This window comes from Caulobacter soli, from assembly GCF_011045195.1.
GTDB classification, from domain to species: domain Bacteria; phylum Pseudomonadota; class Alphaproteobacteria; order Caulobacterales; family Caulobacteraceae; genus Caulobacter; species Caulobacter soli.
In genome coordinates, this window is sequence record NZ_CP049199.1 from 5,232,967 (window position 1) to 5,256,297 (window position 23,331).

Consider the following 23,331-nt stretch of genomic DNA (forward strand, 5'->3'; position numbering starts at 1 on the left):
GATGGGAGTTTCCCAGGCGGGCGTTTGAAATCTGTAGCAAAGGGGCCCCATGGGGCCAAGCAACATGCCGACGAATTGCAAACATCGTTCGCTCGGCCGCATGATCATCGTGCTGGCGGCGCTTTGCGGCGGCGCGGCCTGGGCCCAGGCCCCCAAGGTCACGCCGTCGGGCATGGACGTGCCGCGCTACGTGTCGCTGAAATATGGCGAAGTGAACGCGCGCGTCGGGCCTGATGAGGCCCACCGCCTGCTGTGGATCTACAAGGCCAAGGGCCTGCCGGTGCAGGTGGTGGCCGAAACCCGCGAGTGGCGGCGGATCTGCGACCCCGAGGGCAATTTGGCCTGGGTGCACAAGCGCACCACCGACGGCCGCCGCACGGCCATGCGCGTCCAGCCCACGCCCCTGCCGCTGCGCGCCCAGCCCAAGGCCGGCGCGCGGATCAGCGCCTATCTGGCCGGTCGCGCCACGGCCAATCTCGATCGCTGCGAGAAGGGGTGGTGCAAGTTGAAGCTGGACGGCGAATCCGGTTGGGCTCCGCAAACCGAGATCTGGGGCGCGGCGCCCCAGGTGCAGTGCAAGGAATAGGGCGTTTTCGCCCCGTTTCAGCCCTCGGGCAGCGATTGGTGATCACGGGCGTTACCGAAAGTAACATTGAGGCGCGGCCCACCGCCGTGCTAGGGCGAGGCCATGCAACAAAGTTCCTACACCTTCGACGAGCTCCTGGCCTGCGGCCGAGGCGAACTGTTCGGCCCCGGCAACGCCCAGCTGCCGGCGCCGCCGATGCTGATGTTTGACCGCATTGTCCGTATCGAGTCGGAAGGCGGCAAGTACGGCAAGGGCTATGTCGAAGCCGAATTCGACATCAGTCCCGACCTCTGGTTCTTCGCCTGCCACTTCATCGGCGACCCCGTCATGCCCGGTTGCCTGGGCCTGGACGCCATGTGGCAGCTGGTCGGCTTCTTCCTTGGCTGGTCCGGTGGTCCCGGCCGCGGCCGCGCCCTGGGCGTGGGCGAGGTGAAGTTCACCGGCCAGGTCACGCCGGACGTGAAAAAGGTCACCTACAAGATCGATCTGAAGCGCGTGATCATGCGCAAGCTGGTCATGGGCATCGCCGACGGCGTGGTGGAAGCCGATGGCAAGCCCATCTATGAGGCCAAGGATCTGAAGGTCGGTCTGTTCACCCCGGAACAAATGGCGTCGTGATCCACCTGTAGGGTGGCCGCCTAGAGCCGCCCCCTTCTGGATCGTGGGGAAGAAAGAGGATTGTTCATGCGTCGCGTCGTCGTCACCGGACTGGGGATCGTCTCGTCCATCGGCAACAACGCCAATGAGGTGCTCGCCTCACTGCGTGAAGCCAAGTCCGGCGTGGTCTCCGCGCCGGAATACGCGGAACTGGGGTTCCGCTGCCAGGTCCACGCCAGCGTCAAGCTCGACAGCTGGGAAGCCCTGGTCGACCGCCGCGCCGCGCGCTTCCTGTCGCCCGGCCTGGCCTATGCCCATATCGCCATGGAGCAGGCTATCGCCGATTCCGGGCTGGAAGAGGCGCAGGTCTCCAACGAGCGCACCGGCCTGATCGTCGGTTCGGGCGGTCCCTCGACCAGCATCATCGTCCAGGCCGCCGCCACGACCAAGGAAAAGGGTCCCAAGCGGATCGGTCCGTTCGCGGTGCCCAAGGCCATGAGCTCGGGCCCGTCGGCCGTGCTGTCGACCTGGTTCAAGATCCGCGGCATCAACTATTCAATCAGCTCGGCCTGCGCGACCAGCGCCCACTGCATCGGCGCGGGCGCCGAGCAGATCCAGCTGGGCAAGCAGGACATCGTGTTCGCCGGTGGCTGCGAGGAGCTGGACTGGACGCTGTCGAACCTGTTCGACGCCATGGGCGCCATGAGCAGCAACTTCAACGACCGTCCGGCCGTGGCCAGCCGCGCCTATGACAAGGACCGCGACGGCTTCGTGATCGCTGGCGGCGCCGGCGTCGTCGTTCTCGAAGAGTACGAGCACGCCAAGGCGCGCGGGGCCAAGATCTACGGCGAACTGGTCGGCTACGCGGCCAATTCCGACGGCTACGACATGGTCGCCCCGTCGGGCGAGGGCGCGGCGCGCTGCATGAAGCTGGCCATGGCCGAGGCCGGCGGCCGGACCATCGACTATCTGAACCCGCACGGCACCTCGACGCCCGTGGGCGACAGCAAGGAGATGGGCGCGGTCCGCGACGTGTTCGGCGACAAGGCTCCGCTGATCTCCTCGACCAAGTCGCTGACCGGGCACAGCCTGGGCGCGGCGGGCGCGCAGGAGGCGATCTATTCGATCCTGATGCTCGACAACGGCTTCGCCGCCCAGAGCGCCAACATCGAAAACCTCGATCCCGAGTTCGCCGACCTGCCGATCCTGCTGGAGCGGTCTGACAAGCCGCTGACCACGGTGATGTCCAACAGCTTCGGCTTCGGCGGCACCAACGGCACGCTGATCTTCAGCAAGGCGGACTGATCGTCCCCAGGGGGCGGCTCGCGCCATGACCGCGCGCCAGGCTTTCGACCTCTATCAGGCCGGGCGACCCGCCGAGGCGGCGATGCTGTGCGAGCGGCTGGTCGGCGACGATCCCGCCGCGATCGCCGCCTGGCACGTGCTGGGGGTCTCGCGCCTGGCGCTGGGCCTGACGGTCCAGGCCCTGGACGCCCTGGACCACGCCCTGGCGCTGGATCCCGCCCGCGCCGGCGTGTTGTCGGCCCGCGCCGCGGCCCTGGTGGCGCTGGAGCGGCTCGAGGACGGCCTTGCCGCCTGCGATATCGCCCTGGCGGTCGATCCCGACAATCCGGTGGTCCTGAACGCCCAGGGCGTGGCCCTGCGCCGGTTGGGCCGTCCGGCCGAGGCCCTGGCGGCCTATGACCGCGCCCTGGCGCTGTCGCCGGGCTTCGTGGACGCCCTGTGCAATCGCGGCGGCGCGCTGGCCGACCTGGGACGGTTCGACCAGGCCCTGGCCGCCCACGACAAGGCCTGCGCCGCCGCGCCGGACCATGCCCAGGCCCTGGCCAACCGCGCCGCCCTGCTGATGCTGCTGGGCCGGCCGATCGAGGCGGCGCGAGACCTGGAGCGGGTGGTCGCCCTGAACCCTCGCCATCCCCGCGCCCTGGGCGACCTGCTGCATGCGCGCCGCCAGGTCTGTGACTGGCGCGACGACGCGGCCCTGTTGAGCGCTATCGAGGCCGACCTGCGCGCCGATCGCCTGGCGATCAGCCCGTTCGCGGCCCTTTCGGCCTTCGACGATCCCGCGCTGCATCGCGTCGCGGCCCGCTTGACCGCGCCGCCCGCCGGTCCGCCGCCCGCCTGGTCGTCGCGTCCGGACCGCGAGCGGATCCGCGTCGCCTACCTGTCGGCCGACCTGCACGACCACGCCACCGCCCGGCTGATGGCTGGCGTGTTGGAGGCCCACGACCGGGCGCGGTTCGAGATCCTGGCCCTGTCCCACGGACCCGACCTGGGCGGTCCCTTACGAGAAAGGATCGACGCGACGTTCGAGCGCCGGATCGACGTGCGCCGGATGTCGGACGCCGCCGTCGCGGCCCTGGCCCGCGAGTTGGGCGTCGACATCGTCGTGGACCTGAAGGGCTACACCCAGGACGGCCGGCCGGGGATCCTGGCCCATCGCGCCGCGCCGGTTCAGGTCAGCTGGCTGGGCTATCCCGGAACCCTGGCCGCGCCCTATGTCGACCATGTGATCGCCGACGGGGTGGTGCTGCCGCCCGGCGCGGAAGGCGACTGGAGCGAGGCGGTGGTCCGACTGCCGTTCTATCAGCCCAACGACGCCCTGGCGCCGCCGGGGTCGCCGCCGGCCCGACAGGCGGAGGGCCTGCCCGATGACGCCTTCGTGTTCGCTTGCCTCAACAATCCGGCCAAGATCACGCCGGAGGCCTTCGCCGCCTGGATGGCGATCCTGTCCGGCGCGCCCGGTGCGGTGTTGTGGCTCTACGAAGGCTCGGCCGGCGTCGCCGCCAACCTGCGGGCCCGCGCCGCCGAGGCGGGGATCGAACCCGGGCGCCTGATGTTCGCCAAGCCGGCGCCGCACGCCGATCACCTGGCGCGCCAGGCCTTGGCCGATCTGGTGCTCGACACTTGGCCCTACGGCGCCCACACCACCGCCAGCGACGCCTTGCGGATGGGAGTTCCCCTGCTGACCCTGCCGGGCGCCAGCTTCGCCAGCCGGGTCGGGGCCAGCCTGCTGACGGCGCTGGACCTGCCCGCACTGATCGCGCCGGACGTGGAGGCCTATGTCGCCGCCGCCGTGCGCCTGGCCGCCGACCGTCCGGCGCTTCGGGCGCTGAAACAGCGTCTGGAGGGTGCGCTACGAACCTCGGCGGTCTTCGATCCCGCCGCCTTCGCCCGCACGCTGGAAGCGGCGTTCGAGGCCCTTCACGCTCGCGCCCGGGCCGGGCTTGCGCCCGCCGGCTTCGACATCGATCCCGTCTGAAGGGTTCCGCAGGAAGAATCCACCTGCTAGCTAGCGCTCAAGGATTCCAGGAGAGCCAAGCCATGGCCGACGATTACGCATTCCCCAAGGGCGAGCTGATGCGAGGCAAGAAGGGCCTCGTCATGGGCGTCGCGAACCACAATTCGATCGCCTGGGGCATCGCCAGCCAGCTGGCCGCCCAGGGCGCCGAGATGATCTTCACCTATCAGGGTGAGGCCCTGGAGCGCCGCGTGCGGCCGCTGGCCGAGAGCATCGGCGTCACCACCCTGGTCCCGGCCGACGTCACCGACGACGCCTCGATGGACGCGGCCTTCGCCGCCATCGAGGAGAAATTCGGGACGATCGACTTCGTGGTCCACTCTGTGGCCTTCGCCAACAAGGACGAGCTGAAGGGCTCGTTCGTCGAGAACACCACCCGCGAGGGTTTCCTGACGGCGCTGAACATCTCGGCCTTCAGCTTCGTGGACGTCGCCAAGCGCGCGTCGCGGATCATGCCCAACGGCGGTTCGCTGATCACAATGACCTATCTGGGGTCGGAGCGGACCATCCCGAACTACAACACCATGGGCGTGGCCAAGGCCGCCCTGGAAGCGGCGACCCGCTACATCGCCCGGGACCTGGGTCCCAAGGGCATCCGCTGCAACGCTATCTCGGCCGGCGCCATGCGCACCCTGGCTCTGGCCGGCATCTCGGGCGGCCGGGGCATGATCGCCCAGGGCCGGGCGTTCAGCGCCATGAAGGAAGACACCTCGATGGAAGGCGTCGCGGGGGCGGCCCTGTGGCTGGTCTCGGATCTGGGCCTGTCGACCACCGGTGAAGTCGTTCACGTCGACGCGGGTTTCCATATGATGGGCATGCCCGACGAAGCCGAAGCCTAGCCATTCTCCGAAGACGCGCTATACGACCGCAAGTCGAGCGCGTCTTCGGGGGAAGTGATGGTTTCGCGTCGTGTGATGTTGGCGTCGGGTCTGGCCTCGGGCCTGGCGGCCCTGGTCGGGAGCGCCGCCCGGGCGGCCGGTTCGGACGTCATTCGCATCCCGGTCCGGCAAAGCTTCAACCGCCTGTGGACCAGCGTCCGTTTCGACGGCCACGAGCCCGTGCGGTTCATGATCGACACCGGCTCGGACGGCTATCTGGTCGACGGCGATATCGCCACCCAGCTGGGTCTTAAGCCCAGCCTGCCGGCCGAGGTCGCCGGCGTCGTCGGTTCGAAGGGCGTGCACGGCTACTGGACGCCGAGGATCGTGATCGGCGAGGCCTTCGCCGACCAGGACGTCTTCATGCTGGGGACCGACTTCGAGGATTTCATCAAGGGCGCCCTGCCGGGCTGGTTCCTGCAGGCCTACAAGACCGAGATCGACTTCCAGGGCGGCGAGATCCGCCTCTATCCGAGCGGCGCGCCGGACACGAGCGGCTATGAGGCCGTGAAGCTGATCCACCGCCAGCGTGAGACCGGCGCCGGCTCGCTGCTCGACCAGCGCCGCATCCGCGATCCGCAGATGCTGGTCAATGTCGATCTGGGCGGCCACAAGCTGCGCGTCGTGCTCGACACCGGTTCGCCCAACGTCCTGACCCTGTTCCCCTACGCCAATCGCCGCCTGGGCTTGTGGAAGGCCGAGGGCGCGCGCCAGGTGGGCGGCGCCGGCGTCTCGGGCGCCTATGCCGGTCGCCAGATGCGGGCCGGCGACCTGACGATCGGCTCGTCGGTGATCAAGTCGCCGGTGGTGACGATGATCGACCCCACCCGCACCAGCTACAACGACATCGACGGCCTGCTGGGCCTGGACGCCTTGCGCCGCTTCAATGTGGTGATCGACGCGGCGGGCGGCCAATTTTGGATCAAGCCCAACGGGGCCTTCACCATGGCCCAGCGCATCGATCGCTCGGGCCTGGAGGGCTACAACCATCAGGGCAAGGTGCATGTCGTGGGCGTGGTGGCCGGGTCTCCGGCCGAGACCGCCGGGCTCAAGGCCGGCGACGTGATCGACCCTCAGGGCGGCCCGGGTCCCTTCTGGTGGTCGCTGGAAGGCGGCCCCGGCGAGGTGATCGAGTTCACGGCCCAGCGCGACGGCCAGGCCGTGCCCGTGCGCCTGGTGCTCAGGGATATCGTCTAGCTAGACCGCGTAGGCCCGCATGAACCGCGCGGCCGCCTCGGTGGCCAGGGCGGCGAACTCCTCGGCGGTCTTTTCCGACGGCAGGCCCAGCAGGCTGCGCAGCTGGTGGTGGCTCAGCACCATGCCGCCGAAGAATTCGGCCGCCTGGTCGGGATCCTCGACCTTCAGCCGGCCCAGGCGGCTTTCCTCGGCCAGGAACAGCGACAGCTGGCGGCGGGTCTGTCGCGGGCCGGCCTCGAACACCTCGCGGGCCACGTCGGGCATCTCGCCCGCGCCCTGGATCACCACGCGCATGATCCCATAGGCCTTGGTGGTCGCCACGGTCTCCAGCATCGAGCGGGCGAAGGCTTCGAGGGCCTCGCGCGGATTGTCGATGGCGCCGGGATCGCGCAGCGGGGCGGTGATCGCCGCCACCCGCCGGGCCATCAGGGCCCGCACCAGCTCGGCCTTGGAGCCATAGTGGTTGTAGACCGTCTGCTTGGAGACGCCCGCCCGCTTGGCGATGGCCTCCATCGGCGCGGAGAGGCCGCGCTGGCCGATCACCTCGACGGCGGCGTCGAGAATGGCTTCGGTCTTGGCGACGTCGATCTGTCCGGCGACTCTTGGCATCAGAAGACTTTGGGCATCAGTGCGCGTCCGAAGGCGGAGGAGGGGCGTTCTTGACCGGCCTGGCCAGCAGCGAGATGAAGGCCGCCGCGAAGCAGCCGATGGCCAGCATGGTGAAGCTGTCGCCGAAGGCCAGCACCGTGGCCTGCTGCTGCAGCATGCCGCCGATGGCCTTGCGGGCCGCGCCGTCGGGGTCGGCGACGCCCAGCTGGGCCATGCGCTCGGCCAGGCCCTGCATCATGCCGGCCATCCGGGCGTCGCTCTGGCTGACCCCGTCCGACAGGCTCATGTAGTACAGCGCCGTCTGGTTGGTGATCGTCGTGGCCAGCAGGGCCAGGCCGATCGCCCCACCGGTGTTGCGCGACAGGTTCACCAGGCCCGAGGCGTTCTTGACCATGCTCTGGGGCAGGGTGCTCATCGTCACCTGCTGGGTGGCGATCATGGCGATCATCACCCCCACGCCTCGGCAGGCCTGGACGCCGGCGAACTGCCAGAAGCCCCAGTCCTTGGTCACGCCATGGGCCATGTACATGCCAAAGCCCGCCAGCATGAAGCCGACGAACAGCGGAATACGCGGGTCTATGCCACGGACCAGGCGACCGGCCAGCGGGCCGGTGGCGAACATCGACAGGCCCGAGACCACCATGGTCGTGCCGACCTCGGAAGCCGAATAGCCCCGCACCCGGCCCAGGAACTGCGGCAGCAGGAAGGTGCCGCCGAACAGGCTGGCGCCCGACATCGCCGTCATGGCCACGCCGATCGTGAAGTTGCGATTGCTGAAGGCCCGCAGCTGGACGATCGGGTTCTTGTAGGTCAGGGACCGCCAGACGAAGAGCACGCCGGTGACGACCGCCAGCACCGTCAGGCCCAGGATGCCGCTGTCCTCGAACCAGCCGTCCTTGGAGCCTTCCTCCAGCACGAACTGCATGCTCATCAGGAAGGTGGCCATCACGGCCAGGCCGAACCAGTCGAAACCCTTGGCCAGGCTGGGATCGCCCTTGTCGAACTGGCCCCAGCGCGCCACGCCGAACAGCACGATCAGGCCGGTCGGCACGTTGATGAAGAACAGCCAGCGCCAGCTCAGCGCCTCGGTCAGGTGGCCGCCCAGGGTCGGGCCGACGGTCGGGGCCAGGGTGACGATCAGGCCCATGATCACGCTGGCCGTCACCCGCCGCTCGGGCGGGAAGGCGGTGAAGGCCACGGCGAACACCGTGGGGATCATGGCCCCGCCGATGAAGCCCTGCAGGGCCCGGGTGAGGATCATCATGTCGATCGACGAGCTGAGGCCCGTCAGCACGCTCATGAGGATGAAGCCGGCGCACGAGATCAGATAGACGCGCTGCGTCCCCCACAGTCGCGACAGATATCCCGACAGCGGGATCATCACGACCTCGGGGATCAGGTAGGCGGTCTGGATCCAGCTGACCTGGTCGGCGCTGGCGCCCACCCCGGCCTGGATCTGCGGCAGCGAGGCCGCCACGATCTGGATGTCGAGGATGGCCATGAACTGGCCGATGACCATGGCCCCGAAACCGAGGAACAGCTTGGTCCAGTCGACTTCGGGCGCCGCCGGCTTGGGGACCGCGGATGAAGCGTTGGCGGGGAGGGCGGCGTCGGTCATGGCGGCGATCCGAACCGGAGCGCCTTAGCGCGCCTGGTCCTTCGGATTGCCTTGGGCGTACTGGCCGGCGTTCGGCAGGCCGGCCTGGGCGAAGCTCGGGCCCGAGCGGTCGCGCACGTCGACCTTGACGTCGACCGACAGGCCCGGACGCAGGGCCGCGCCCAGTTCAGACTTCTCCACGACGATTTTCACCGGCAGGCGCTGGGTGATCTTGGTGAAGTTGCCCACGGCGTTCTCGACCGGGATCAGAGCGAACTCCTGGCCGGTGGCCGGGGCGAAGCTGTCCAGCTTGCCGTGGATCACGCTCTTGCCGAAGGCGTCGGCCTTGATCTCGACCGGCTGACCCACGCGCAGGCGAGCGACCTGGGTCTCTTTGAAATTGGCGACGATATAGCCCTGGCCGACCGGGACGATCGACATCAGGGCCACGCCCGGCGAGACCAGCTGGCCGGGGCGCAAGCTGCGGGCGCCGACCACGCCGGCGGCGGGCGCGCGGATCACGGTGCGGTCCAGGTCGATGCGGGCCTGCTCGACGGCGGCGCGGGCGGCGGCGGCCTGGGCCACGGTCTGGGCGCGGGCCGAACCCAGGGATTCCGAAGCGCGGCGCTCGGCCTCGAGGGCGGCCTGGGCGCTCTGCACGGCGGCTGCCGATTGGGCGGCGCTGGCCTGGGTGGTCTGGACCTTCTGGGTCGACACCCAGCCCTGCTTGGCCAGGGCGTCGTAGCGGACCAGGTCGGCCTTGGCGCGGCCCTGGTCGGCCTGGGCGCTGACCACGCCGGCGGCGCGCTGGGCGATCATGGCCTGTTCGAGGGCGGCTTTGTCGTCGACGCCCTTGATGGCCGCTTCCAGGGCCTGGGCGTTGGCGATGGCCTGGTCCAGCTTGGCTTGCAGCGGGGCCGGATCAATGCGCGCGACCACCTGGCCGGCCTCGACCCGCTGGTTGTCGGCCACCAGCACCTCGGCGACATAGCCCGAGACCTGCGGGCTGACCTGCACGGTGTCGGCCTGGACGAAGGCGTTGTCGGTGGACTCGTAGCGCTGCTTGTCGACGAACCACAGTCCGCCGCCGACGATCAGGGCCACGACGGCCACGCCGCCGACGATCAGCGGAACCAGTTTCTTCTTCGACGCGGCGGCCATGGACGAGATCCTGAAAACAACCCGATGAACCGGGGCGATATATCGGACCTTCGCCCCGGGCAAGGGATAAATGGACGCACCCGTCCAAAAATCAACGGGGCTGACTTGAAAGCCTCAGGGCCGCGACATCACGCCGCGCGAACGGCGTGCGCCGGACCGCCCTCGATGCGGAAGCGCCCCACCAGCCGCTGCAGTTCCGAGGCCTCGTTGGACAGCGAATGGCTGGCGGCGGTGGATTCCTCGACCATGGCCGCGTTCTGCTGGGTGGCCTGGTCCATCTGGTTCACGGCGGTGTTGATCTGCTGCAGGCCGGTGGCCTGTTCCTGGGCCGAGGCGGCGATCTCGGCCACCGTGCGGTTGATGGCCACGACGCCGGCGGTGATCCGCTTCAGGGCCTCGCCGGTCTCACCGACCAGTTCGACGCCCTGGCCGACCTGCTGCGACGAGGTCGAGATCAGGGTCTTGATTTCCCGAGCCGCGTCGGCCGAGCGCTGGGCGAGCGCCCGGACTTCTTGGGCCACCACCGCGAAACCGCGTCCCGCGTCGCCGGCGCGCGCCGCCTCGACGCCGGCGTTCAGGGCCAGCAGGTTGGTCTGGAAGGCGATCTCGTCGATGACGCCGATGATCTGCGACACCTGCTGCGAGGATTCCTCGATCTGGGTCATCGCCTGGATGGCCCGCTCGACCACCTGACCGCCGGTCTCGGCGTCGCGGCGGGCGGCCTGGACGGTGCGATCGGCCTCGCTCGTGCCCTCGGCCGTGCGGCGGACGGTGGCGACGATCTCGTCGAGAGCGGCGGCGGTTTCTTCGAGCCCTGCCGCCTGTTGCTCGGTGCGGCGCGACAGGTCGTCGGCGGCGTGGCTGATCTCGCCCGAGCCCGAGCGGATGCCCTGCACCGCGCCGGTGATCACCGTCATGGTCTCCTGCAGCCGGCCCATGGCGGCGTTGAAGTCGTCCTGCAGCTTGCGATAGCTGGCCGGGAAGGTCTGGGTCAGGCGGTAGGTCAGGTCGCCCTGCGCCAGGTGCTCCAGGGCCTCGCCGAGACCTTCGACGACGCCGGACTGCTCGCGCGCGGCGGCGGCGCGACCGGCCTCGTTGGTCTGGCGCTCGTCCTCGGCCTGACGACGTTGGTCGGCGGCCTGGCCCTCGACGCGCAGCTTCTCGATCGCGGCGTCCTTGAAGGTCATCACGGCGGCGGCCATCGCTCCGATCTCGTCCTTGCGGCCCACCGCCGGCACGGCGACGGTGTTGTCGCCATCGGCCAGGCGACGCATGGCGGCGGTCATGGCGGCGATCGGCGCGGCGATGGCGCCTGACAGCAGCCAGCCCATCAGCACCGCGATCCCGACCGCCATCGCGCCGCCCACGGCCAAGGCCGCGTTGGCGGCGGTGAGCGCCTTGGACTGGTTCGCCGCGCGTTCGGTCAGCTCGGCCGTCTCGTTGTCGCGCATGGCCTTGAGCGCCTTGCGGACCTGGGTCAGGCGCCCAACCTTGACGACGTCGAGACGCGCGGCCTCCAGCTGAGCGGGGTCGCGGGCGCTGGCCAGTTGCTGGCGGCTTTCTGTGCGAAAGACCTCGACGGTCTGGGTCAGGGTGTCGAGCCGGGCCTTTTCGGCGTCGCTCTCGACACCGTCGCGCAGGGCCTGGAAATGCTGGTCATACACGCCCTGCAGCGTGTCGTACTGCTTGGCGAAGGCGGGATCCAGGCTGGCGACGAAGCCGCGCGCCGCGTTCTGCTGTTCGATCAGCGTCATCAGCGTCTCGTCGATCGCGCCGATATAGGCGTAGCTGTGATCGTTGAGGGCGGCGGCCTGGCGAATGGTCGTCAGGCTGCTCCACACCAGGGCTCCGGCGGCGGCCACGGCCAGCACGAGGATCGCGAAGGCGACCAAGAGTTTGCGCGCTACCTTGAGGTTGTTCAGCATTTCCGCGGTCCCTGGCGAACGTGTTGCGAGGAACTTCTGGCCAGAACATCCTTAACAAAGCCGGCAAGGCTTCCCGGTCCCAGGTAAACCCTTACCAAGTTCGCCCAACGCGCCTGACAATGGCCTGGAATTGAAAGGATTTCTTCCACATGCGGCGGATCGCCGCAGCGTGCGTTATCCAATCAATACTTCAGTTGTTTGAAATGATGAACATCGTTATTTGGATTTCGTCGCCTCTCGACCTGCGAGCGTGTTCCTAGCGTCGATTTCTCGCAAAGGACGAATCGCGGCATTAATCTTCGCGCGCCGGCGCAACCGGGGGAGCCGCGCGCGCGTATTTCCAAGTGCGGGACCGTGCCGTTCCGCGCTGTCGCCCAGGAAGCGCCCATGAACGCCCCGACGAACGCCCCCGGCCCGCTGTCGATGTTCCGCCCCGTGCTGTGGCTGGCGGCCGCCGCCTTCGCCGCGGGCTTTGGCGGCTATCTGGCGATGTCGCCGGCTCTGCACGGCGGCTGAGGCGCGGCGGCTAGTCGCCGCCACGCCCTTTCGTTATTTCGCGCCGGTCGAACCGAAGCCGCCCGCGCCGCGCGCCGTCTCGTCCAGGCTGGTCGTCAGGCCCCATGAGGCCTGGACCACCGGCGCGATCACCAGCTGGGCGATGCGGTCGCCCCGGCGGATGGTGAAGTCCTCTTCCCCCAGATTGATCAGGATCACCTTCACCTCGCCGCGATAGTCGCTGTCGATGGTGCCGGGGGTGTTGAGGCAGGTGACGCCGGACTTGGCGGCCAGGCCCGAGCGCGGCCGCACCTGGGCCTCGAAGCCCAGCGGCACGGCGAAGGCCAGGCCCGTGGGGACCATGAACCGCGCGCCCGGCTTCAGCACCAGCGGCGCGTCCTCGGCCACCGCCGCGCGCAGGTCCATGCCGGCCGCGCCGTTGGTCTCGTAGGCGGGCAGGGGCAGGCCTTCGGCATGGGCCAGCTGGACGACGGGGATGTGCGGGGCGGTCATGAAAGGCTCTTTGCTATGCGTTGGGCGAGGTCGTGGGCCACGGAGTCCTTGGCGGCCCGCGTCCAGCGTTCGGTCTTGTCCTTGGAGATCAGCAGGACGGCGTTCTCGTCGCCGCCCATCACGCCGGGCTCGGTGACGTCGTTGGCGATGATCCAGTCGCAGCCCTTGCGCGCCAGCTTGGCGCGGGCGTGCATCTCGACGTCGTTGGTCTCGGCCGCGAAGCCGACCACCAGCTTGGGCCGCTTGGGGCCGGTGGCCGACAGGGTGGCCAGGATGTCGGGGTTCTCGACGAAGGTCAGGGCCGGCGGGCCGCCCTTGTCCTTCTTCAGCTTGGTGCCGAACACCTCGTCGATGCGCCAGTCGGCGACGGCGGCCACGAACACGCCGACGTCGGCGGGCAGGGCGGCCTGGCAGGCGGCCAGCATGTCGCGGGCGGTCTCGACGTCGACGCGATCGACGCCGAACGGGGTGGGCAGGGACACCGGCCCGCTGACCAGGGTGACCCGCGCGCCCAGCTTGGCCAGGGCGCCGGCGATGGCGTAGCCCTGGCGGCCGCTGGAGCGGTTGGTGATGCCGCGCACCGGATCGATGGGTTCGAAGGTGGGGCCGGCGGTGACCAGGGCGTGCTTGCCGACCAGCGGCCGGTCAGCGGGCCCTTCCAGCGCCGCCATGATGGCGTCGAAGATCACGGGCGGCTCGGCCAGGCGACCCGGGCCGAACTCGCCGCAGGCCATGGCGCCGTCGTCGGGCCCGACGAACAGCACGCCATCCTTCTTCAAGGTCTCGAGATTGCGCTGGGTCGCCGGGTGCAGCCACATCCGCACGTTCATGGCCGGCGCCATCAGCACCGGCTTGTCGGTGGCCAGCAGGGTCGTGGAGGCCAGGTCGCCGGCCAGGCCGTTGGCGGCCTTGGCGATCAGGTCGGCGGTGGCCGGGGCCACCACCACCAGGTCGGCCGAGCGCGACAGCTCGATATGGCCCATCTCGGCCTCGTCGGTCAGCGAGAACAGCTCGGCATAGACCTTGTCCTCGGCCAGGGCCGAAAGGGTGAGGGCGGTGACGAACTCCGCGCCCGCCTTGGTCAGGATCGGCCGCACGCCCACGCCCGCCTTGCGCAGCAGGCGCGTCAGCTCCAGCGCCTTGTAGGCGGCGATGCCGCCGCCGACGATCAGAAGAACCCGCTTCTCGGACATGGTGTCGGTCTCCGGCGCGCCACGCCCCCACGGAGGCGTCATCAGGCGCATAGAGCGACGCGGCCTTTTGCGTAAGCCCCCACGCGCAAAAACCTTAACAGGGACTCGACATCCGTTCCGTCTTCGTTCTTAATCGTTAAAGTAGATCAGAACCTCGGAGATCGATCATGACGGTACGGTGCGCGTCCTGGCTTTCCACCTTGGCGGCCGTGGGCCTGGCCCTCGGCGTCGCGGCTTGCGACGGCGGCGCCTCGGCGGTGAAGGCGCCCAAGGGCGGCGCGGTGGCCTCGGCGGTCGAGCCGGCGTCCGACCGTGATGCGCCGGCCTACGAAGGCGCGACCACGGCCCGGCCCGATCCGCGCGACGCGCCGGTTCGCAAGGTGGCGGGCAAGCCGATGTGGGCGGCCAACCGCACGCGCACGGCCGAGGAGAACGCCCAGCGGGGCTTCGAGCGCTACGGGGCCGAATTCGCCGCCGCCGATGTCGACGACTATGTCCGCAAGACCCACGCCTTCGTCGGCCATCCGCCGACGGGCGCCGAGACCCTGCAGCGGGCGAACGGCGACACCCTGATCTACGACCCCAAGGACAACGTCTTCGCGGTGGTCACCAAGGCTGGCGCGCCACGCACGATGTTCAAGCCCGACGACGGCGCGACCTATTGGGCGACGCAGAAGGCCGGCCAGGCCCGCCGAACGGCCGCGTCGCGAGACCGCACGTCCAGCGCCGACAGCTAGGATCCTCCACAAGCGCGCCGTTGGGGGGCGGCGCCGAGGCGAGGGCAGGGCGCGATCCGCGCCGACCCGCCTCGTCACCCCGGTCGGCCTGGCGGGCGATCGGGACCCAGGGGCGGTGCGCAACGCCCCTGGGCGAGCTTGATGACGCCATGAGCCTCTCCCTCTCCCGGAGGGGAGAGGGAGAGGCCCGCCGCGAAGCGGTGGGAGGGTGAGGGGTGAAGGCGTCGATTGGCGTGCCGGCAGGGTCTTGATGAGCTTGGAGACAGCGTTTGGCTAAATCAGCCACGCCCCCGCCGCGAACGCCAACCCCGCCACCGCCGCGCCGGCAAGGAACCACAGCAGCGGTCGCGCCGGACGCGGCTCGACCACGGCGACCGCCGGAGCGGCCGGCGCCTCGGCCAGGCGGGCCAGGGCCTTGATCGCCCGCGCGGCCTCGTCGGCGAACTCGCGGATCTTGGCGGCCGGCGACAGTTCGCGGGCGATCCAGCGGCGCACTACCGGGTCGGCGGCGGCCCACAGGTCGTGGGTGGGGTCGATGCGGCGGGCCACGCCCTCGACGGTGACCATGGTCTTTTGCAGCAGCACCAGCTCGGGCCGCAGGGCCATGTCGAACAGGGCGGTGATCTCGAACAGCTGGGCCAGCAGCTTGCCCATCGACACGTCGCTGGCGTCGCGGCCGAACACTGGTTCGCCCACCGCCCGCAGGGCCTGGGCGAAGGCGTCGCGGTCCTGGTGGGCGGGCACGTAGCCGGCGTCGAAATGGATCGCCGCCACGCGCGGATAATCGCGATTGAGGAAGCCGTAGAGGATTTCGGCCAGGTACTTGCGCTCGGCCGGACCCAGACGGCCCAGGATGCCGTAGTCGACCGCGACGATCGCGGGCCCCCCGCCCTGAACTGGGGCGCTGACGAACAGATTGCCTTCGTGCAGGTCGGCGTGGAACAGGCCGTGGTCCAGGGCCTGGGCCAGGAAGCCGCGCGTCACGGCCTCGGCCAGGGCCTTACGGTCCAGACCCGGCTGCTCCAGCGAGGCGGGTTCCGACAGCGCCACGCCCGGCGCCCAGGTCAGGGTCAGGAAGCGCTTGCCGACCCCGTCCCAGACCACGTCCGGGGCGCGCATATAGGGGTCCAGCTTCATCGCCTCGCCCAGCTCGGCGCAGCCGGCGGCCTCGAAGCGCAGGTCCAGCTCCAGGTCCAGCGCCCGGATCACCACCTCGACGAACTCGCGCGGCCGCAGGCGACGGGCGGCGGGGACTAGCCGTTCGGCCAGGTCGGCGGCCAGGCGCAGGGCGGCGCTGTCGCGAACGACCTGGCGCTCGACGCCGGGCCGCAGCACCTTCACCGCCACCTTGGTCCCGTCCAGCAGGGTCGCCGCGTGGGCCTGGGCCAGGGAGGCGGCGGCGATCGAGGTCTCGAAGCTGGCGTAGACCGTGTCGAGCGGCCGGCGCAGGCCCCGCTCGACCTCGGCCTTGGCGACATCCAGCGGGAAGGCGGGCAGTCGGTCCTTCAGGTGCGACAGGTCCTCGGCGAACACGCCGCCGAAGATGTCGGCCCGGGTCGACAGGAACTGGCCCATCTTGATCGCCGCCGGACCCTCGCGCTCCAGCACCCGCGCCAGGCGTTCGCCCGGCCGGCCCTTGCGCGACGCGCCGCCGGAAAACAGGCGCAGGACTCGCCCCGCCCAGAGCGCCGAAGGCGGAAGAACCGGCTCCAGTTCGCGGGGAACCAGGGCGTCGGCTCGAACCAAGGCCCAGCCGGTCGAGATCAGGCGCAGGCCCGCGGCGACCCGGGTCATGCGGCGAGGGTCTCGATCGGCGAATGGCGGGGAGGCGGAAAAAGGCTCATGTCCCGGCCTGAAAGCCCGCTCCGCACGCTTCGGTCAAGGCCGCTTTCGCCGTCGGTTGGGCGCGGACGATGAAAAGCGGGGCGGAAAGCCGTTTCTCAGGAGGAAATAAGGTCAGCTCTGGCGCCGCCGCGAACCTTCAGCGCGTCCGTTGAGACGGCGAAAACCATCTTCGCCTTAGGCGACTCGCGCTCGGGCGGCGGCTTTCGGCGTTATGCCGAAGGCGCACCGAAAAGCGTGCGTGAAGGCGCTCTGTGACGTGTAGCCAAGCTTGCCCGCGATTTGAGCGATGTCGGCTTCGCCCCGCGCGAGCGCCGTACGCGCGATGGTCAGGCGCCATGTCCGCACATAGCCGAGCGGCGGCTGGCCCACTCGGCGAGCAAACGTCGCTGAGAACGCCGCGCGCGACATGCCGGCCAGGCTGGCGAGATCCGCCACCGTCCAAGGGCGGGCGATGTCCGCATGCATGGCCTGGAGGACGCGACCGAGCCGCGGATCCGAGAGCGCTCCGAGCCATCCGGTCTGAACGACCTCGCCGTTCGCCGCATAGGCTCGGATCGCTTCCACCAGCAAGACATCCGCGAGCCGGGCGCTGACGACCTGGCTTCCCATGCCGCCCCGCCCCGCTTCGGCGTTGAGCAGGGCCAGGATCGTCGTCACCACGCCGGACGTCGCCGAAGATCGGGGCGCCAGGAGAAAATCCGGTAGCATGTCGAGCAAGAAGTCCGCGGTCTCGGACGAGAACGTCACGGTTCCTCCCAGAGCGACGGTGTCGTCGCCGCCAAGCCGCGCGACATCGCGGCCGTCGTAAAAGGTCTGGCCGTCCAGACGCGGCAGCTTCGGGTCGCTGGCCACCGCGTAGGTCGTGCGACCGATCAAGCAGATATCACCCGTGTTCATGAGCTGCGGATCCTGTCGCGGCAGCATCATCCAGCAGGTTCCCTTCAGCACCGCGACGAACTTCAGTCGATCAAGCGCTGGACAGTCCATCGCCCACCGGCCCGACGCCTCCAGCCGCGTGCGACGGGTGACCTGGGCCCCGAGGACCGTCAGGACATCGGAGAGCGGATCGATCAGGGTTTCAGACGGTTGCGACAAAATCATGGACTTTTCACTATAGTTCGTCTCACCCGGGATCCGCATATCTCCCTCCAGAAGGAGACTTGCAATGGGTGTCACGGGCAAGGTCATCGCCATCACGGGTGCGAGCAGCGGCATTGGGCGCGCGACCGCCATGCTCCTGGCGGAACGCGGCGCGTTCGTCGTGTTGGGCGCGCGCCGCGAGACGGATCTGGCGGCCGTCGTCGATGAAATCACGGCCATGGGCGGCAGGGCCGCGTACAAGGTCACCGACGTTCGCCACAGAGACCAGTTGGAAGCGCTTGTCGGCCTGGCGATCGACCGGGGGGGCAGGCTCGACGTCCTCGTGAACAACGCCGGGATCGGGCCGATATCGCGCTTCGACGCGCTACGCGTGGAGGACTGGGACGCCATGATCGACGTCAACCTGCGCGGTACGCTTTACGGTATTGCCGCCGCGTTGCCGGTCTTTCAGCGCCAGGGGGCGGGCCACATCGTCAACATCGTGTCGACGGCGGGGATCAAGATCCTTCCGACCATGGGGGTCTACGCCGCGACCAAGAACGCCGTGCGGACCATCACCGAAGCCCTGAGGCAGGAGGCCGGGCCGCACCTGCGAGTCACCGAGATATCGCCCGGCATGACCTCGACGGGCTTCGCGGATTCGATGACCGATCCGGCGGTCAAGGAAGCCATGAGCAAACGCATCGGCGACATCGCCATCTCGCCCGGCGCCATCGCTCGCGGCGTGGCCTATGCGATCGAGCAGCCCGCCGATGTCGACGTCGGCAGCATCGTGATACGGCCGACCGCCCAGGATTGACGGCGTCGTCGATCAGCCGCTCGCGGGCGAAAACGGCGGCGCGCCGAGTTTCTCGACGCGCTGTTCGTGGCGACCGCCGGCGAACGCGGTCGCGAGGAAGGCGGTCACGCAGGCCTTGGCCATATCGAGATCGACCAAGCGCGCGCCGAGGGCGATGACGTTGGCGTCGTTATGCTCGCGGCTGAGCTTCGCGGAGACGGGCTCGTTGACCAGCGCGCAGCGACAGGCCGGATGGCGATTGACGGCGATGGAGATGCCGACGCCGGAGCCGCACAGGGCGACGCCGCGTTCCGACCGACCGCTGGCGACGTGCTCGGCCAGCCTGTAGCCCCAATCGGGATAGTCGACCGGCGTGTCGTTCGCGGGACCCAGATCGGCCACGTCATGGCCTTCGCCGGTCAGCCACGCGGTCAGATCGGTCTTGAGCGCGATCGCGGCATGGTCCGAGGCGATGGCGATGCGCATGGGTCTTGCTCCCCGAGCGCCCCGTCCTAAACCGCCCAGCCCTGGTGCATCGCCGCGACGCCGCCGGTGAAGTTGGTGATCGTCACCCGCTTGAAGCCGGCGTTTTCCATCATGCTCGCGAAGGTCTTCTGGTCGGGGAAGCGACGGATGCTCTCGACTAGGTACTGGTAGGCGTCGCGATCCTTGGCCAGCCATTCGCCGAACTGCGGGATCAGCTTGAAGGAATAGGCGTCATAGGCTTTCGCCAGCGCCTCGGTCACCGGCTTGGAGAACTCCAGGCAGATGAACCGGCCGCCAGGCTTCAGCACCCGGCGCGCCTCGCGCAGGGCCGCGTCGATGTCGGTGACGTTGCGGATGCCGAACGAGATGACATAGGCGTCGGCATAGGCGTCGGGCAGCGGCAGGCGCTGGGCGTCGCCCACCGTCCAGGTGATCTCGGGCGCGCCGCCCTTCTCGATCCCCGCGCCGATCATCTCGGCGTTGTAGTCGATGATGTTGATCAGGGCGTCGGGACCGCCGCGCCGCTCCTGGGCGGCCCGGGTCATCTTGGCGAAGCGGCGGGCCATGTCGCCGGTGCCGCCGGCGCAGTCGATGATGATCTCGCCCGGCTGCGGGTTCAGGCGCGCGGCGACCGCGTCCTTCCACAGACGGTGCACGCCGCCGCTCATCACGTCGTTCATCAGGTCGTAGTTCTTGGCGACCCGGTCGAACACGCCGCGCACCAGGCCGGCCTTGGCCGAGGCGTCGACGTCCTTGAATCCGAAGGTGGCGGAAGCCTTGGTCATGTCATCGCTCGAATTTGGCGCTCGAAAATCGTCCGGGTCGAACCCGTGTGTGCAGGGCTCTTATAACCGCCCCGGCTTGTCCGTCACCGGTTTTGCGTGGGCGGCTCTAGGAACGGAGCCGGGGATGCCCGATATCTGTCGCCCCAGCTGACCCGAGGTCTTCCTTGCCCGAACTGCCCGAAGTCGAGACCGTGCGCCGCGGCCTGGAGCCGGTGCTGAGCGGCGCGCGCCTGAGCCGCGTGCGCGCCAACCGTCCCGACCTGCGCTTTCCCCTGCCCGACGGCTTCGTCCAGCGCCTGACGGGGGCCAGGATCCTGCGGCTGGACCGCCGGGCCAAGTACCTGCTGGCCCCGCTGGATCGCGGCGACACCCTGGTGATGCATCTGGGCATGACCGGGCGCTTCGAGATCGCCGCCCCGTCATCCGATCGCGCGACCCGGCCCGGCGACTTCGCCCGCGAGGTCAAGCCCGACGACAAGCACGCCCACGTCGTCTTCGAGACAGAAGAGGGGGCGACGGTCACCTATTACGATCCCCGCCGGTTCGGTTTCATGGACCTGATCCCCACCGATCGGGTCGACCATCACCCCTGGTTCGCGACCATGGGGCCCGAGCCCTTGAGCGACGCCTTCGGCGCCAGGACCCTGGTCGCCGCCTTCAATGGCCGCAAGCAAGGCCCCAAGACCCTGCTGCTGGACCAGAAGACCGTCGCGGGCCTGGGCAACATCTATGTTTGCGAGGCCCTGCACCGCGCCCACATCTCGCCGTTCAAGCCGTCGGGCCTGATCGCCGGCAAGCGGCTGGGGCCCCTGACCACGGCGATCAAGGACGTCCTGGCCGAGGCGGTCGAGGTCGGAGGCTCGTCCCTGAAGGATTTCGCCGCCGCCGACGGGGCCCTGGGCTACTTCCAGCACCGCTTCCGGGTCTATGACCGCGAAGGCCAGCCCTGCCCTACGCCCGGCTGCAAGGGAACGATCGCCCGCGAGGTCCAGGCCGGCCGCTCGACCTTCTTCTGCCCGGTCTGCCAGGTTTAGAGGCGTCGCCAGGGCGACCGGGACGGGATTTGCTCTATTGGCGACACGCCGGTTGTCGGGCTTCACTGGGTCTGATCCCTTGAAGTCCTTCGCCGCTGGAGCGCGCCATGGTCCGGATGTCACCCCGAATTTCGACGGCGATCCTCGGTCTCGTCGTTCTTTTCGCCCTGGCGCCGATCGCGGCCCACGCCCAGGCGACGTCGCGGCTGTGCGCCGACCAGGCCGGAGAGGCGCCGGGTCCCGCCTGCCTGGCCGCCCGCAAGAACCTGGGGACGCTGCCGCGAGGTCCGCTCTACTGGCGCATCTATACATTCGACGACGAGAAGGCCGCCGCGAAGGTTCGCCCGCCGCAAGGGGCGATCGTGCGGGCCTTCGGTCAGGTCTGGCTGTTCGACGTGGGCGACAAGGGGCGGGCGCTGAAGGGCGGCCATCACCTGGCCGATGTCGGCCCGCTGCCGCTGGGCGCGCCGAAGGGCGACTTCACCGCCGAATATCTGAAATCGACCTTCGCGCCGGGGATGACGGCGCCGGTGCACACCCATTCCGGGCCCGAGGCGTTCTACGCGATCAGCGGCGCCAGTTGCCTGGAGACGCCCGACGGCGTCCAGGTCGGCCGGGGCGCGGGCCATTCCCTGATGGTTCCGCGCGGCCCGCCGATGCTGCTGATGGCGATCGGCCCGGAAACCCGCCAGGGCTTCGCCCTCATCCTGCACGACACCAGCAGCCCGCCGACCACCCTGACCTCGGCCTGGACGCCCAAGGGGTTGTGTCCGAAGGACTGACGCCTGACACCGCCAAGGAAAAAGTGGGCTGGCTCACGCGCCGCCCGGGGCTCGCCAACGCCGTGGGTCCCTCTATAAAGGCGGCGCTTAACAGGAGAGCCGCCGATGGCCGAGTACCAGACCCTGATCGTGGAAACGCCCGAGTCCGCGCCCGGCGTGACCCTGGTCCGCCTGAACCGGCCCGAGGCCCTGAACGCCCTCAACTCCGTCCTGCTGGGCGAGCTGGCCCAGGCCCTGGCGGCGGCCCAGGCCGACGACGCCATCGGCTGCATCGTCATCACCGGCTCGGCCAAGGCCTTCGCGGCCGGCGCCGACGTCAAGGAGATGTCGGACAAGACCTACCCCCAGATGTTCAGGGAAGACTTCTTCGCGGCCGGCGCGCGCGGCGTGGAGTCGATCCGCAAGCCGATCATCGCCGCGGTGGCCGGCTACGCCCTGGGCGGCGGCTGCGAGCTGGCGATGATGTGCGACTTCATCCTGGCGGCCGACACGGCCAAGTTCGGCCAGCCCGAGATCACCCTGGCCGTCACGCCCGGCCTGGGCGGCACCCAGCGCCTGACCCGACTGATCGGCAAGTCCAAGGCCATGGATATGATCCTGACCGGCCGGATGATGGGCGCCGAGGAAGCCGAGCGCGCCGGTCTGGCCTCGCGGATCTTCCCGGCCGACATGCTGGAGGTCGAGGCCCTGGCCATCGCCGCCAAGATCGCCGCCCAGTCGCCCCTGGCCGTGTCCATGAACAAGGAGATGGTCAACGCCGCCTACGAGACCACCCTCAGCACGGGCCTGGTGTTCGAGCGGCGCCTGTTCCACTCGCTGTTCGCCTTCGATGACCAGAAGGAAGGCATGGGAGCCTTCGTCGAGAAGCGGAAGCCGGCGTTCAAGGGCTCGTGAACGATCGTTCGACCGCCTCGCGAGATTCTGGACCCACGGTGATTGACCCACGGCGGTCGTTCCCGTATATCCGCGCGCTCTTGATTTCTCCTGCTTCGCGGCCGCCCGCGCGGCTGTCCGTTTGAAGGTCCGAACTAATGGCCAATAATCCCGGCGCCAAGAAAGCGATCCGCAAGATCGCTCGTCGCACCGAAGTGAACACCGCTCGCCGCTCGCGCGTGCGCACCTTCCTGCGCAAGTTCGAAGACGCCCTGGCCGCCGGCGACAAGGTCGTCGCCAAGGCCGCGTTCATCGAAGCGCAATCGGAACTGATGCGCGCCGTCTCCAAGGGCGTCGTCCACCCCAACACCGGCTCGCGCAAGGTTTCGCGCCTGGCGGCTCGCTTGAAGAAGCTTGATCAGGCCGCGGCCTAATCCAGTTTCTCGCCGAACGCTGTTCGGCTAGCGAATTCAAAGACTTAGGAAAGCCGATCGAGGAAACTCGGTCGGCTTTTTCTATTGCCTTTTTTTACACTCTGGATTGTCCTCCGAGACATTTCTCGGGCCCCCAAACTACATTCCCTTGGCGGGCGAGGACGTCTGCCGAGTCAACAGAAATATCCGCCGACGGACTCAAGTTTTCCGTTTGACCGGCGGGGGCCGCTGGCTAGTTTAAGCGTCTCAACGCTCTTCCAGTCCATGGAGATCACTGGCGGCGGTCGAACCCTTGCGTTCGCCGATCAACCCCCTGTGTCTGCTGGTTGGAGAAGGCTGAGGCACGGTCGTGCGCCATGGGGGGCGGCGATCGGGGATAACACGACATACCGAGGCGGTGACG

Annotated in this window: 23 protein-coding genes; 13 read left to right on the forward strand and 10 right to left on the reverse strand. The window is 69.0% G+C overall.

What is annotated here, in order from left to right; translation table 11 throughout:
* Window positions 1-64 precede the first annotated feature (64 nt).
* The 6 genes from G3M62_RS24450 to G3M62_RS24475 all read left to right on the forward strand — a co-directional run bounded on the left by G3M62_RS24450 (window position 65) and on the right by G3M62_RS24475 (window position 6,580).
* Window positions 65-586 carry an SH3 domain-containing protein gene (locus tag G3M62_RS24450; protein WP_165191131.1) on the forward strand — a complete coding sequence of 174 codons (522 nt, stop codon included), beginning with the start codon at window positions 65-67 and terminating at the stop codon, window positions 584-586.
* 102 nt (window positions 587-688) lie between these two features.
* Window positions 689-1,204 (forward strand): 3-hydroxyacyl-[acyl-carrier-protein] dehydratase FabA, encoded by a 516-nt coding sequence (gene fabA / locus G3M62_RS24455; RefSeq protein ID WP_165191132.1) that lies wholly within the window; start codon window positions 689-691, stop codon window positions 1,202-1,204.
* Between the two features lie 66 nt (window positions 1,205-1,270).
* Complete coding sequence (fabB, locus tag G3M62_RS24460) at window positions 1,271-2,488, forward strand: beta-ketoacyl-ACP synthase I (RefSeq protein WP_165191133.1); 1,218 nt, start codon at window positions 1,271-1,273, stop codon at window positions 2,486-2,488.
* 25 nt (window positions 2,489-2,513) lie between these two features.
* Window positions 2,514-4,466, forward strand: coding sequence for an O-linked N-acetylglucosamine transferase, SPINDLY family protein (locus G3M62_RS24465; RefSeq protein WP_165191134.1), 1,953 nt, complete (start codon window positions 2,514-2,516; stop codon window positions 4,464-4,466).
* A gap of 62 nt (window positions 4,467-4,528) precedes the next feature.
* A complete protein-coding gene (locus tag G3M62_RS24470) occupies window positions 4,529-5,344 on the forward strand; it encodes an enoyl-ACP reductase FabI (protein WP_165191135.1) in 816 nt (271 codons plus the stop codon).
* 57 nt (window positions 5,345-5,401) lie between these two features.
* Window positions 5,402-6,580 (forward strand): aspartyl protease family protein, encoded by a 1,179-nt coding sequence (locus G3M62_RS24475; protein WP_165191136.1) that lies wholly within the window; start codon window positions 5,402-5,404, stop codon window positions 6,578-6,580.
* Here G3M62_RS24475 and G3M62_RS24480 read toward each other — a convergent pair whose 3' ends face one another.
* The 4 genes from G3M62_RS24480 to G3M62_RS24495 form a co-directional block, all read right to left on the reverse strand.
* Window positions 6,581-7,189: a TetR/AcrR family transcriptional regulator gene (locus G3M62_RS24480; RefSeq protein ID WP_165191137.1), complete on the reverse strand. Its 609-nt coding sequence runs from the start codon at window positions 7,187-7,189 to the stop codon at window positions 6,581-6,583.
* Between the two features lie 16 nt (window positions 7,190-7,205).
* The gene (locus G3M62_RS24485) at window positions 7,206-8,807 is read right to left on the reverse strand and encodes a DHA2 family efflux MFS transporter permease subunit (RefSeq protein ID WP_165191138.1); all 1,602 of its coding nucleotides are present in this window, start codon (window positions 8,805-8,807) and stop codon (window positions 7,206-7,208) included.
* A 24-nt stretch (window positions 8,808-8,831) separates the two neighbouring features.
* A complete protein-coding gene (locus G3M62_RS24490) occupies window positions 8,832-9,947 on the reverse strand; it encodes an HlyD family secretion protein (RefSeq protein ID WP_165191139.1) in 1,116 nt (371 codons plus the stop codon).
* A 128-nt stretch (window positions 9,948-10,075) separates the two neighbouring features.
* The gene (locus G3M62_RS24495; RefSeq protein WP_165191140.1) at window positions 10,076-11,872 is read right to left on the reverse strand and encodes a methyl-accepting chemotaxis protein; all 1,797 of its coding nucleotides are present in this window, start codon (window positions 11,870-11,872) and stop codon (window positions 10,076-10,078) included.
* Between the two features lie 387 nt (window positions 11,873-12,259).
* Between G3M62_RS24495 and G3M62_RS26720 the strand changes: the two genes are divergently transcribed.
* Window positions 12,260-12,388, forward strand: coding sequence for a hypothetical protein (locus tag G3M62_RS26720; protein WP_246263401.1), 129 nt, complete (start codon window positions 12,260-12,262; stop codon window positions 12,386-12,388).
* Between the two features lie 33 nt (window positions 12,389-12,421).
* Here the strand turns inward: G3M62_RS26720 and dut are convergent, their stop codons facing one another.
* Window positions 12,422-12,880 (reverse strand): dUTP diphosphatase, encoded by a 459-nt coding sequence (dut, locus tag G3M62_RS24500; RefSeq protein ID WP_165191141.1) that lies wholly within the window; start codon window positions 12,878-12,880, stop codon window positions 12,422-12,424.
* Entirely contained in the window at window positions 12,877-14,073 is a 1,197-nt protein-coding gene (gene coaBC / locus G3M62_RS24505; RefSeq protein WP_165191142.1) for a bifunctional phosphopantothenoylcysteine decarboxylase/phosphopantothenate--cysteine ligase CoaBC, read from the reverse strand. The genes dut and coaBC overlap by 4 nt, the downstream gene beginning before the upstream one ends.
* A 167-nt stretch (window positions 14,074-14,240) precedes the next feature.
* Here coaBC and G3M62_RS24510 point away from each other — a divergent pair, with 167 nt between their 5' ends.
* Window positions 14,241-14,810, forward strand: coding sequence for a hypothetical protein (locus tag G3M62_RS24510; RefSeq protein WP_165191143.1), 570 nt, complete (start codon window positions 14,241-14,243; stop codon window positions 14,808-14,810).
* A 273-nt stretch (window positions 14,811-15,083) separates the two neighbouring features.
* Here G3M62_RS24510 and ubiB read toward each other — a convergent pair whose 3' ends face one another.
* Window positions 15,084-16,604 (reverse strand): 2-polyprenylphenol 6-hydroxylase, encoded by a 1,521-nt coding sequence (ubiB, locus tag G3M62_RS24515; RefSeq protein WP_165191144.1) that lies wholly within the window; start codon window positions 16,602-16,604, stop codon window positions 15,084-15,086.
* A 225-nt stretch (window positions 16,605-16,829) separates the two neighbouring features.
* Complete coding sequence (locus tag G3M62_RS24520; protein ID WP_165191145.1) at window positions 16,830-17,756, reverse strand: AraC family transcriptional regulator; 927 nt, start codon at window positions 17,754-17,756, stop codon at window positions 16,830-16,832.
* A 64-nt stretch (window positions 17,757-17,820) separates the two neighbouring features.
* On the opposite strand from G3M62_RS24520, the gene G3M62_RS24525 reads away from it, so the two are divergent.
* Window positions 17,821-18,555: an SDR family oxidoreductase gene (locus G3M62_RS24525; protein ID WP_165191146.1), complete on the forward strand. Its 735-nt coding sequence runs from the start codon at window positions 17,821-17,823 to the stop codon at window positions 18,553-18,555.
* Window positions 18,556-18,567: 12 nt separating this feature from the next.
* Here the strand turns inward: G3M62_RS24525 and rpiB are convergent, their stop codons facing one another.
* Window positions 18,568-19,020 carry a ribose 5-phosphate isomerase B gene (gene rpiB / locus G3M62_RS24530; RefSeq protein WP_165191147.1) on the reverse strand — a complete coding sequence of 151 codons (453 nt, stop codon included), beginning with the start codon at window positions 19,018-19,020 and terminating at the stop codon, window positions 18,568-18,570.
* Between the two features lie 26 nt (window positions 19,021-19,046).
* Window positions 19,047-19,805 (reverse strand): class I SAM-dependent methyltransferase, encoded by a 759-nt coding sequence (locus G3M62_RS24535; RefSeq protein WP_165191148.1) that lies wholly within the window; start codon window positions 19,803-19,805, stop codon window positions 19,047-19,049.
* Window positions 19,806-19,969: 164 nt separating this feature from the next.
* On the opposite strand from G3M62_RS24535, the gene mutM reads away from it, so the two are divergent.
* The 4 genes from mutM to rpsT all read left to right on the forward strand — a co-directional run bounded on the left by mutM (window position 19,970) and on the right by rpsT (window position 22,928).
* Window positions 19,970-20,839, forward strand: a complete 870-nt coding sequence (gene mutM / locus G3M62_RS24540; RefSeq protein ID WP_165191149.1) for a bifunctional DNA-formamidopyrimidine glycosylase/DNA-(apurinic or apyrimidinic site) lyase — start codon at window positions 19,970-19,972, stop codon at window positions 20,837-20,839.
* A gap of 107 nt (window positions 20,840-20,946) precedes the next feature.
* Window positions 20,947-21,621 carry a cupin domain-containing protein gene (locus tag G3M62_RS24545; RefSeq protein WP_165191150.1) on the forward strand — a complete coding sequence of 225 codons (675 nt, stop codon included), beginning with the start codon at window positions 20,947-20,949 and terminating at the stop codon, window positions 21,619-21,621.
* Window positions 21,622-21,726: 105 nt separating this feature from the next.
* Complete coding sequence (locus G3M62_RS24550; RefSeq protein WP_165191151.1) at window positions 21,727-22,515, forward strand: enoyl-CoA hydratase-related protein; 789 nt, start codon at window positions 21,727-21,729, stop codon at window positions 22,513-22,515.
* 137 nt (window positions 22,516-22,652) lie between these two features.
* Complete coding sequence (gene rpsT / locus G3M62_RS24555; protein WP_028039687.1) at window positions 22,653-22,928, forward strand: 30S ribosomal protein S20; 276 nt, start codon at window positions 22,653-22,655, stop codon at window positions 22,926-22,928.
* Window positions 22,929-23,331 lie beyond the last annotated feature (403 nt).

Bases quoted from the DNA above. Each gene is read 5' to 3' on its own strand.
- rpsT (WP_028039687.1), top strand. From the start codon at position 22,653: ATGGCCAATAATCCCGGCGCCAAGAAAGCGATCCGCAAGATCGCTCGT.
- G3M62_RS24470 (WP_165191135.1), top strand. From the start codon at position 4,529: ATGGCCGACGATTACGCATTCCCCAAGGGCGAGCTGATGCGAGGCAAG.
- G3M62_RS24495 (WP_165191140.1), bottom strand. From the start codon at position 11,872: ATGCTGAACAACCTCAAGGTAGCGCGCAAACTCTTGGTCGCCTTCGCG.
- G3M62_RS24520 (WP_165191145.1), bottom strand. From the start codon at position 17,756: ATGATTTTGTCGCAACCGTCTGAAACCCTGATCGATCCGCTCTCCGAT.
- G3M62_RS24485 (WP_165191138.1), bottom strand. From the start codon at position 8,807: ATGACCGACGCCGCCCTCCCCGCCAACGCTTCATCCGCGGTCCCCAAG.
- fabB (WP_165191133.1), top strand. From the start codon at position 1,271: ATGCGTCGCGTCGTCGTCACCGGACTGGGGATCGTCTCGTCCATCGGC.
- G3M62_RS24545 (WP_165191150.1), top strand. From the start codon at position 20,947: ATGGTCCGGATGTCACCCCGAATTTCGACGGCGATCCTCGGTCTCGTC.
- G3M62_RS24535 (WP_165191148.1), bottom strand. From the start codon at position 19,805: ATGACCAAGGCTTCCGCCACCTTCGGATTCAAGGACGTCGACGCCTCG.
- ubiB (WP_165191144.1), bottom strand. From the start codon at position 16,604: ATGACCCGGGTCGCCGCGGGCCTGCGCCTGATCTCGACCGGCTGGGCC.
- G3M62_RS24510 (WP_165191143.1), top strand. From the start codon at position 14,241: ATGACGGTACGGTGCGCGTCCTGGCTTTCCACCTTGGCGGCCGTGGGC.
- rpiB (WP_165191147.1), bottom strand. From the start codon at position 19,020: ATGCGCATCGCCATCGCCTCGGACCATGCCGCGATCGCGCTCAAGACC.
- G3M62_RS24480 (WP_165191137.1), bottom strand. From the start codon at position 7,189: ATGCCAAGAGTCGCCGGACAGATCGACGTCGCCAAGACCGAAGCCATT.
- G3M62_RS26720 (WP_246263401.1), top strand. From the start codon at position 12,260: ATGAACGCCCCGACGAACGCCCCCGGCCCGCTGTCGATGTTCCGCCCC.
- G3M62_RS24490 (WP_165191139.1), bottom strand. From the start codon at position 9,947: ATGGCCGCCGCGTCGAAGAAGAAACTGGTTCCGCTGATCGTCGGCGGC.
- fabA (WP_165191132.1), top strand. From the start codon at position 689: ATGCAACAAAGTTCCTACACCTTCGACGAGCTCCTGGCCTGCGGCCGA.
- G3M62_RS24525 (WP_165191146.1), top strand. From the start codon at position 17,821: ATGGGTGTCACGGGCAAGGTCATCGCCATCACGGGTGCGAGCAGCGGC.
- G3M62_RS24465 (WP_165191134.1), top strand. From the start codon at position 2,514: ATGACCGCGCGCCAGGCTTTCGACCTCTATCAGGCCGGGCGACCCGCC.
- G3M62_RS24450 (WP_165191131.1), top strand. From the start codon at position 65: ATGCCGACGAATTGCAAACATCGTTCGCTCGGCCGCATGATCATCGTG.
- G3M62_RS24550 (WP_165191151.1), top strand. From the start codon at position 21,727: ATGGCCGAGTACCAGACCCTGATCGTGGAAACGCCCGAGTCCGCGCCC.
- G3M62_RS24475 (WP_165191136.1), top strand. From the start codon at position 5,402: ATGGTTTCGCGTCGTGTGATGTTGGCGTCGGGTCTGGCCTCGGGCCTG.
- dut (WP_165191141.1), bottom strand. From the start codon at position 12,880: ATGACCGCCCCGCACATCCCCGTCGTCCAGCTGGCCCATGCCGAAGGC.
- coaBC (WP_165191142.1), bottom strand. From the start codon at position 14,073: ATGTCCGAGAAGCGGGTTCTTCTGATCGTCGGCGGCGGCATCGCCGCC.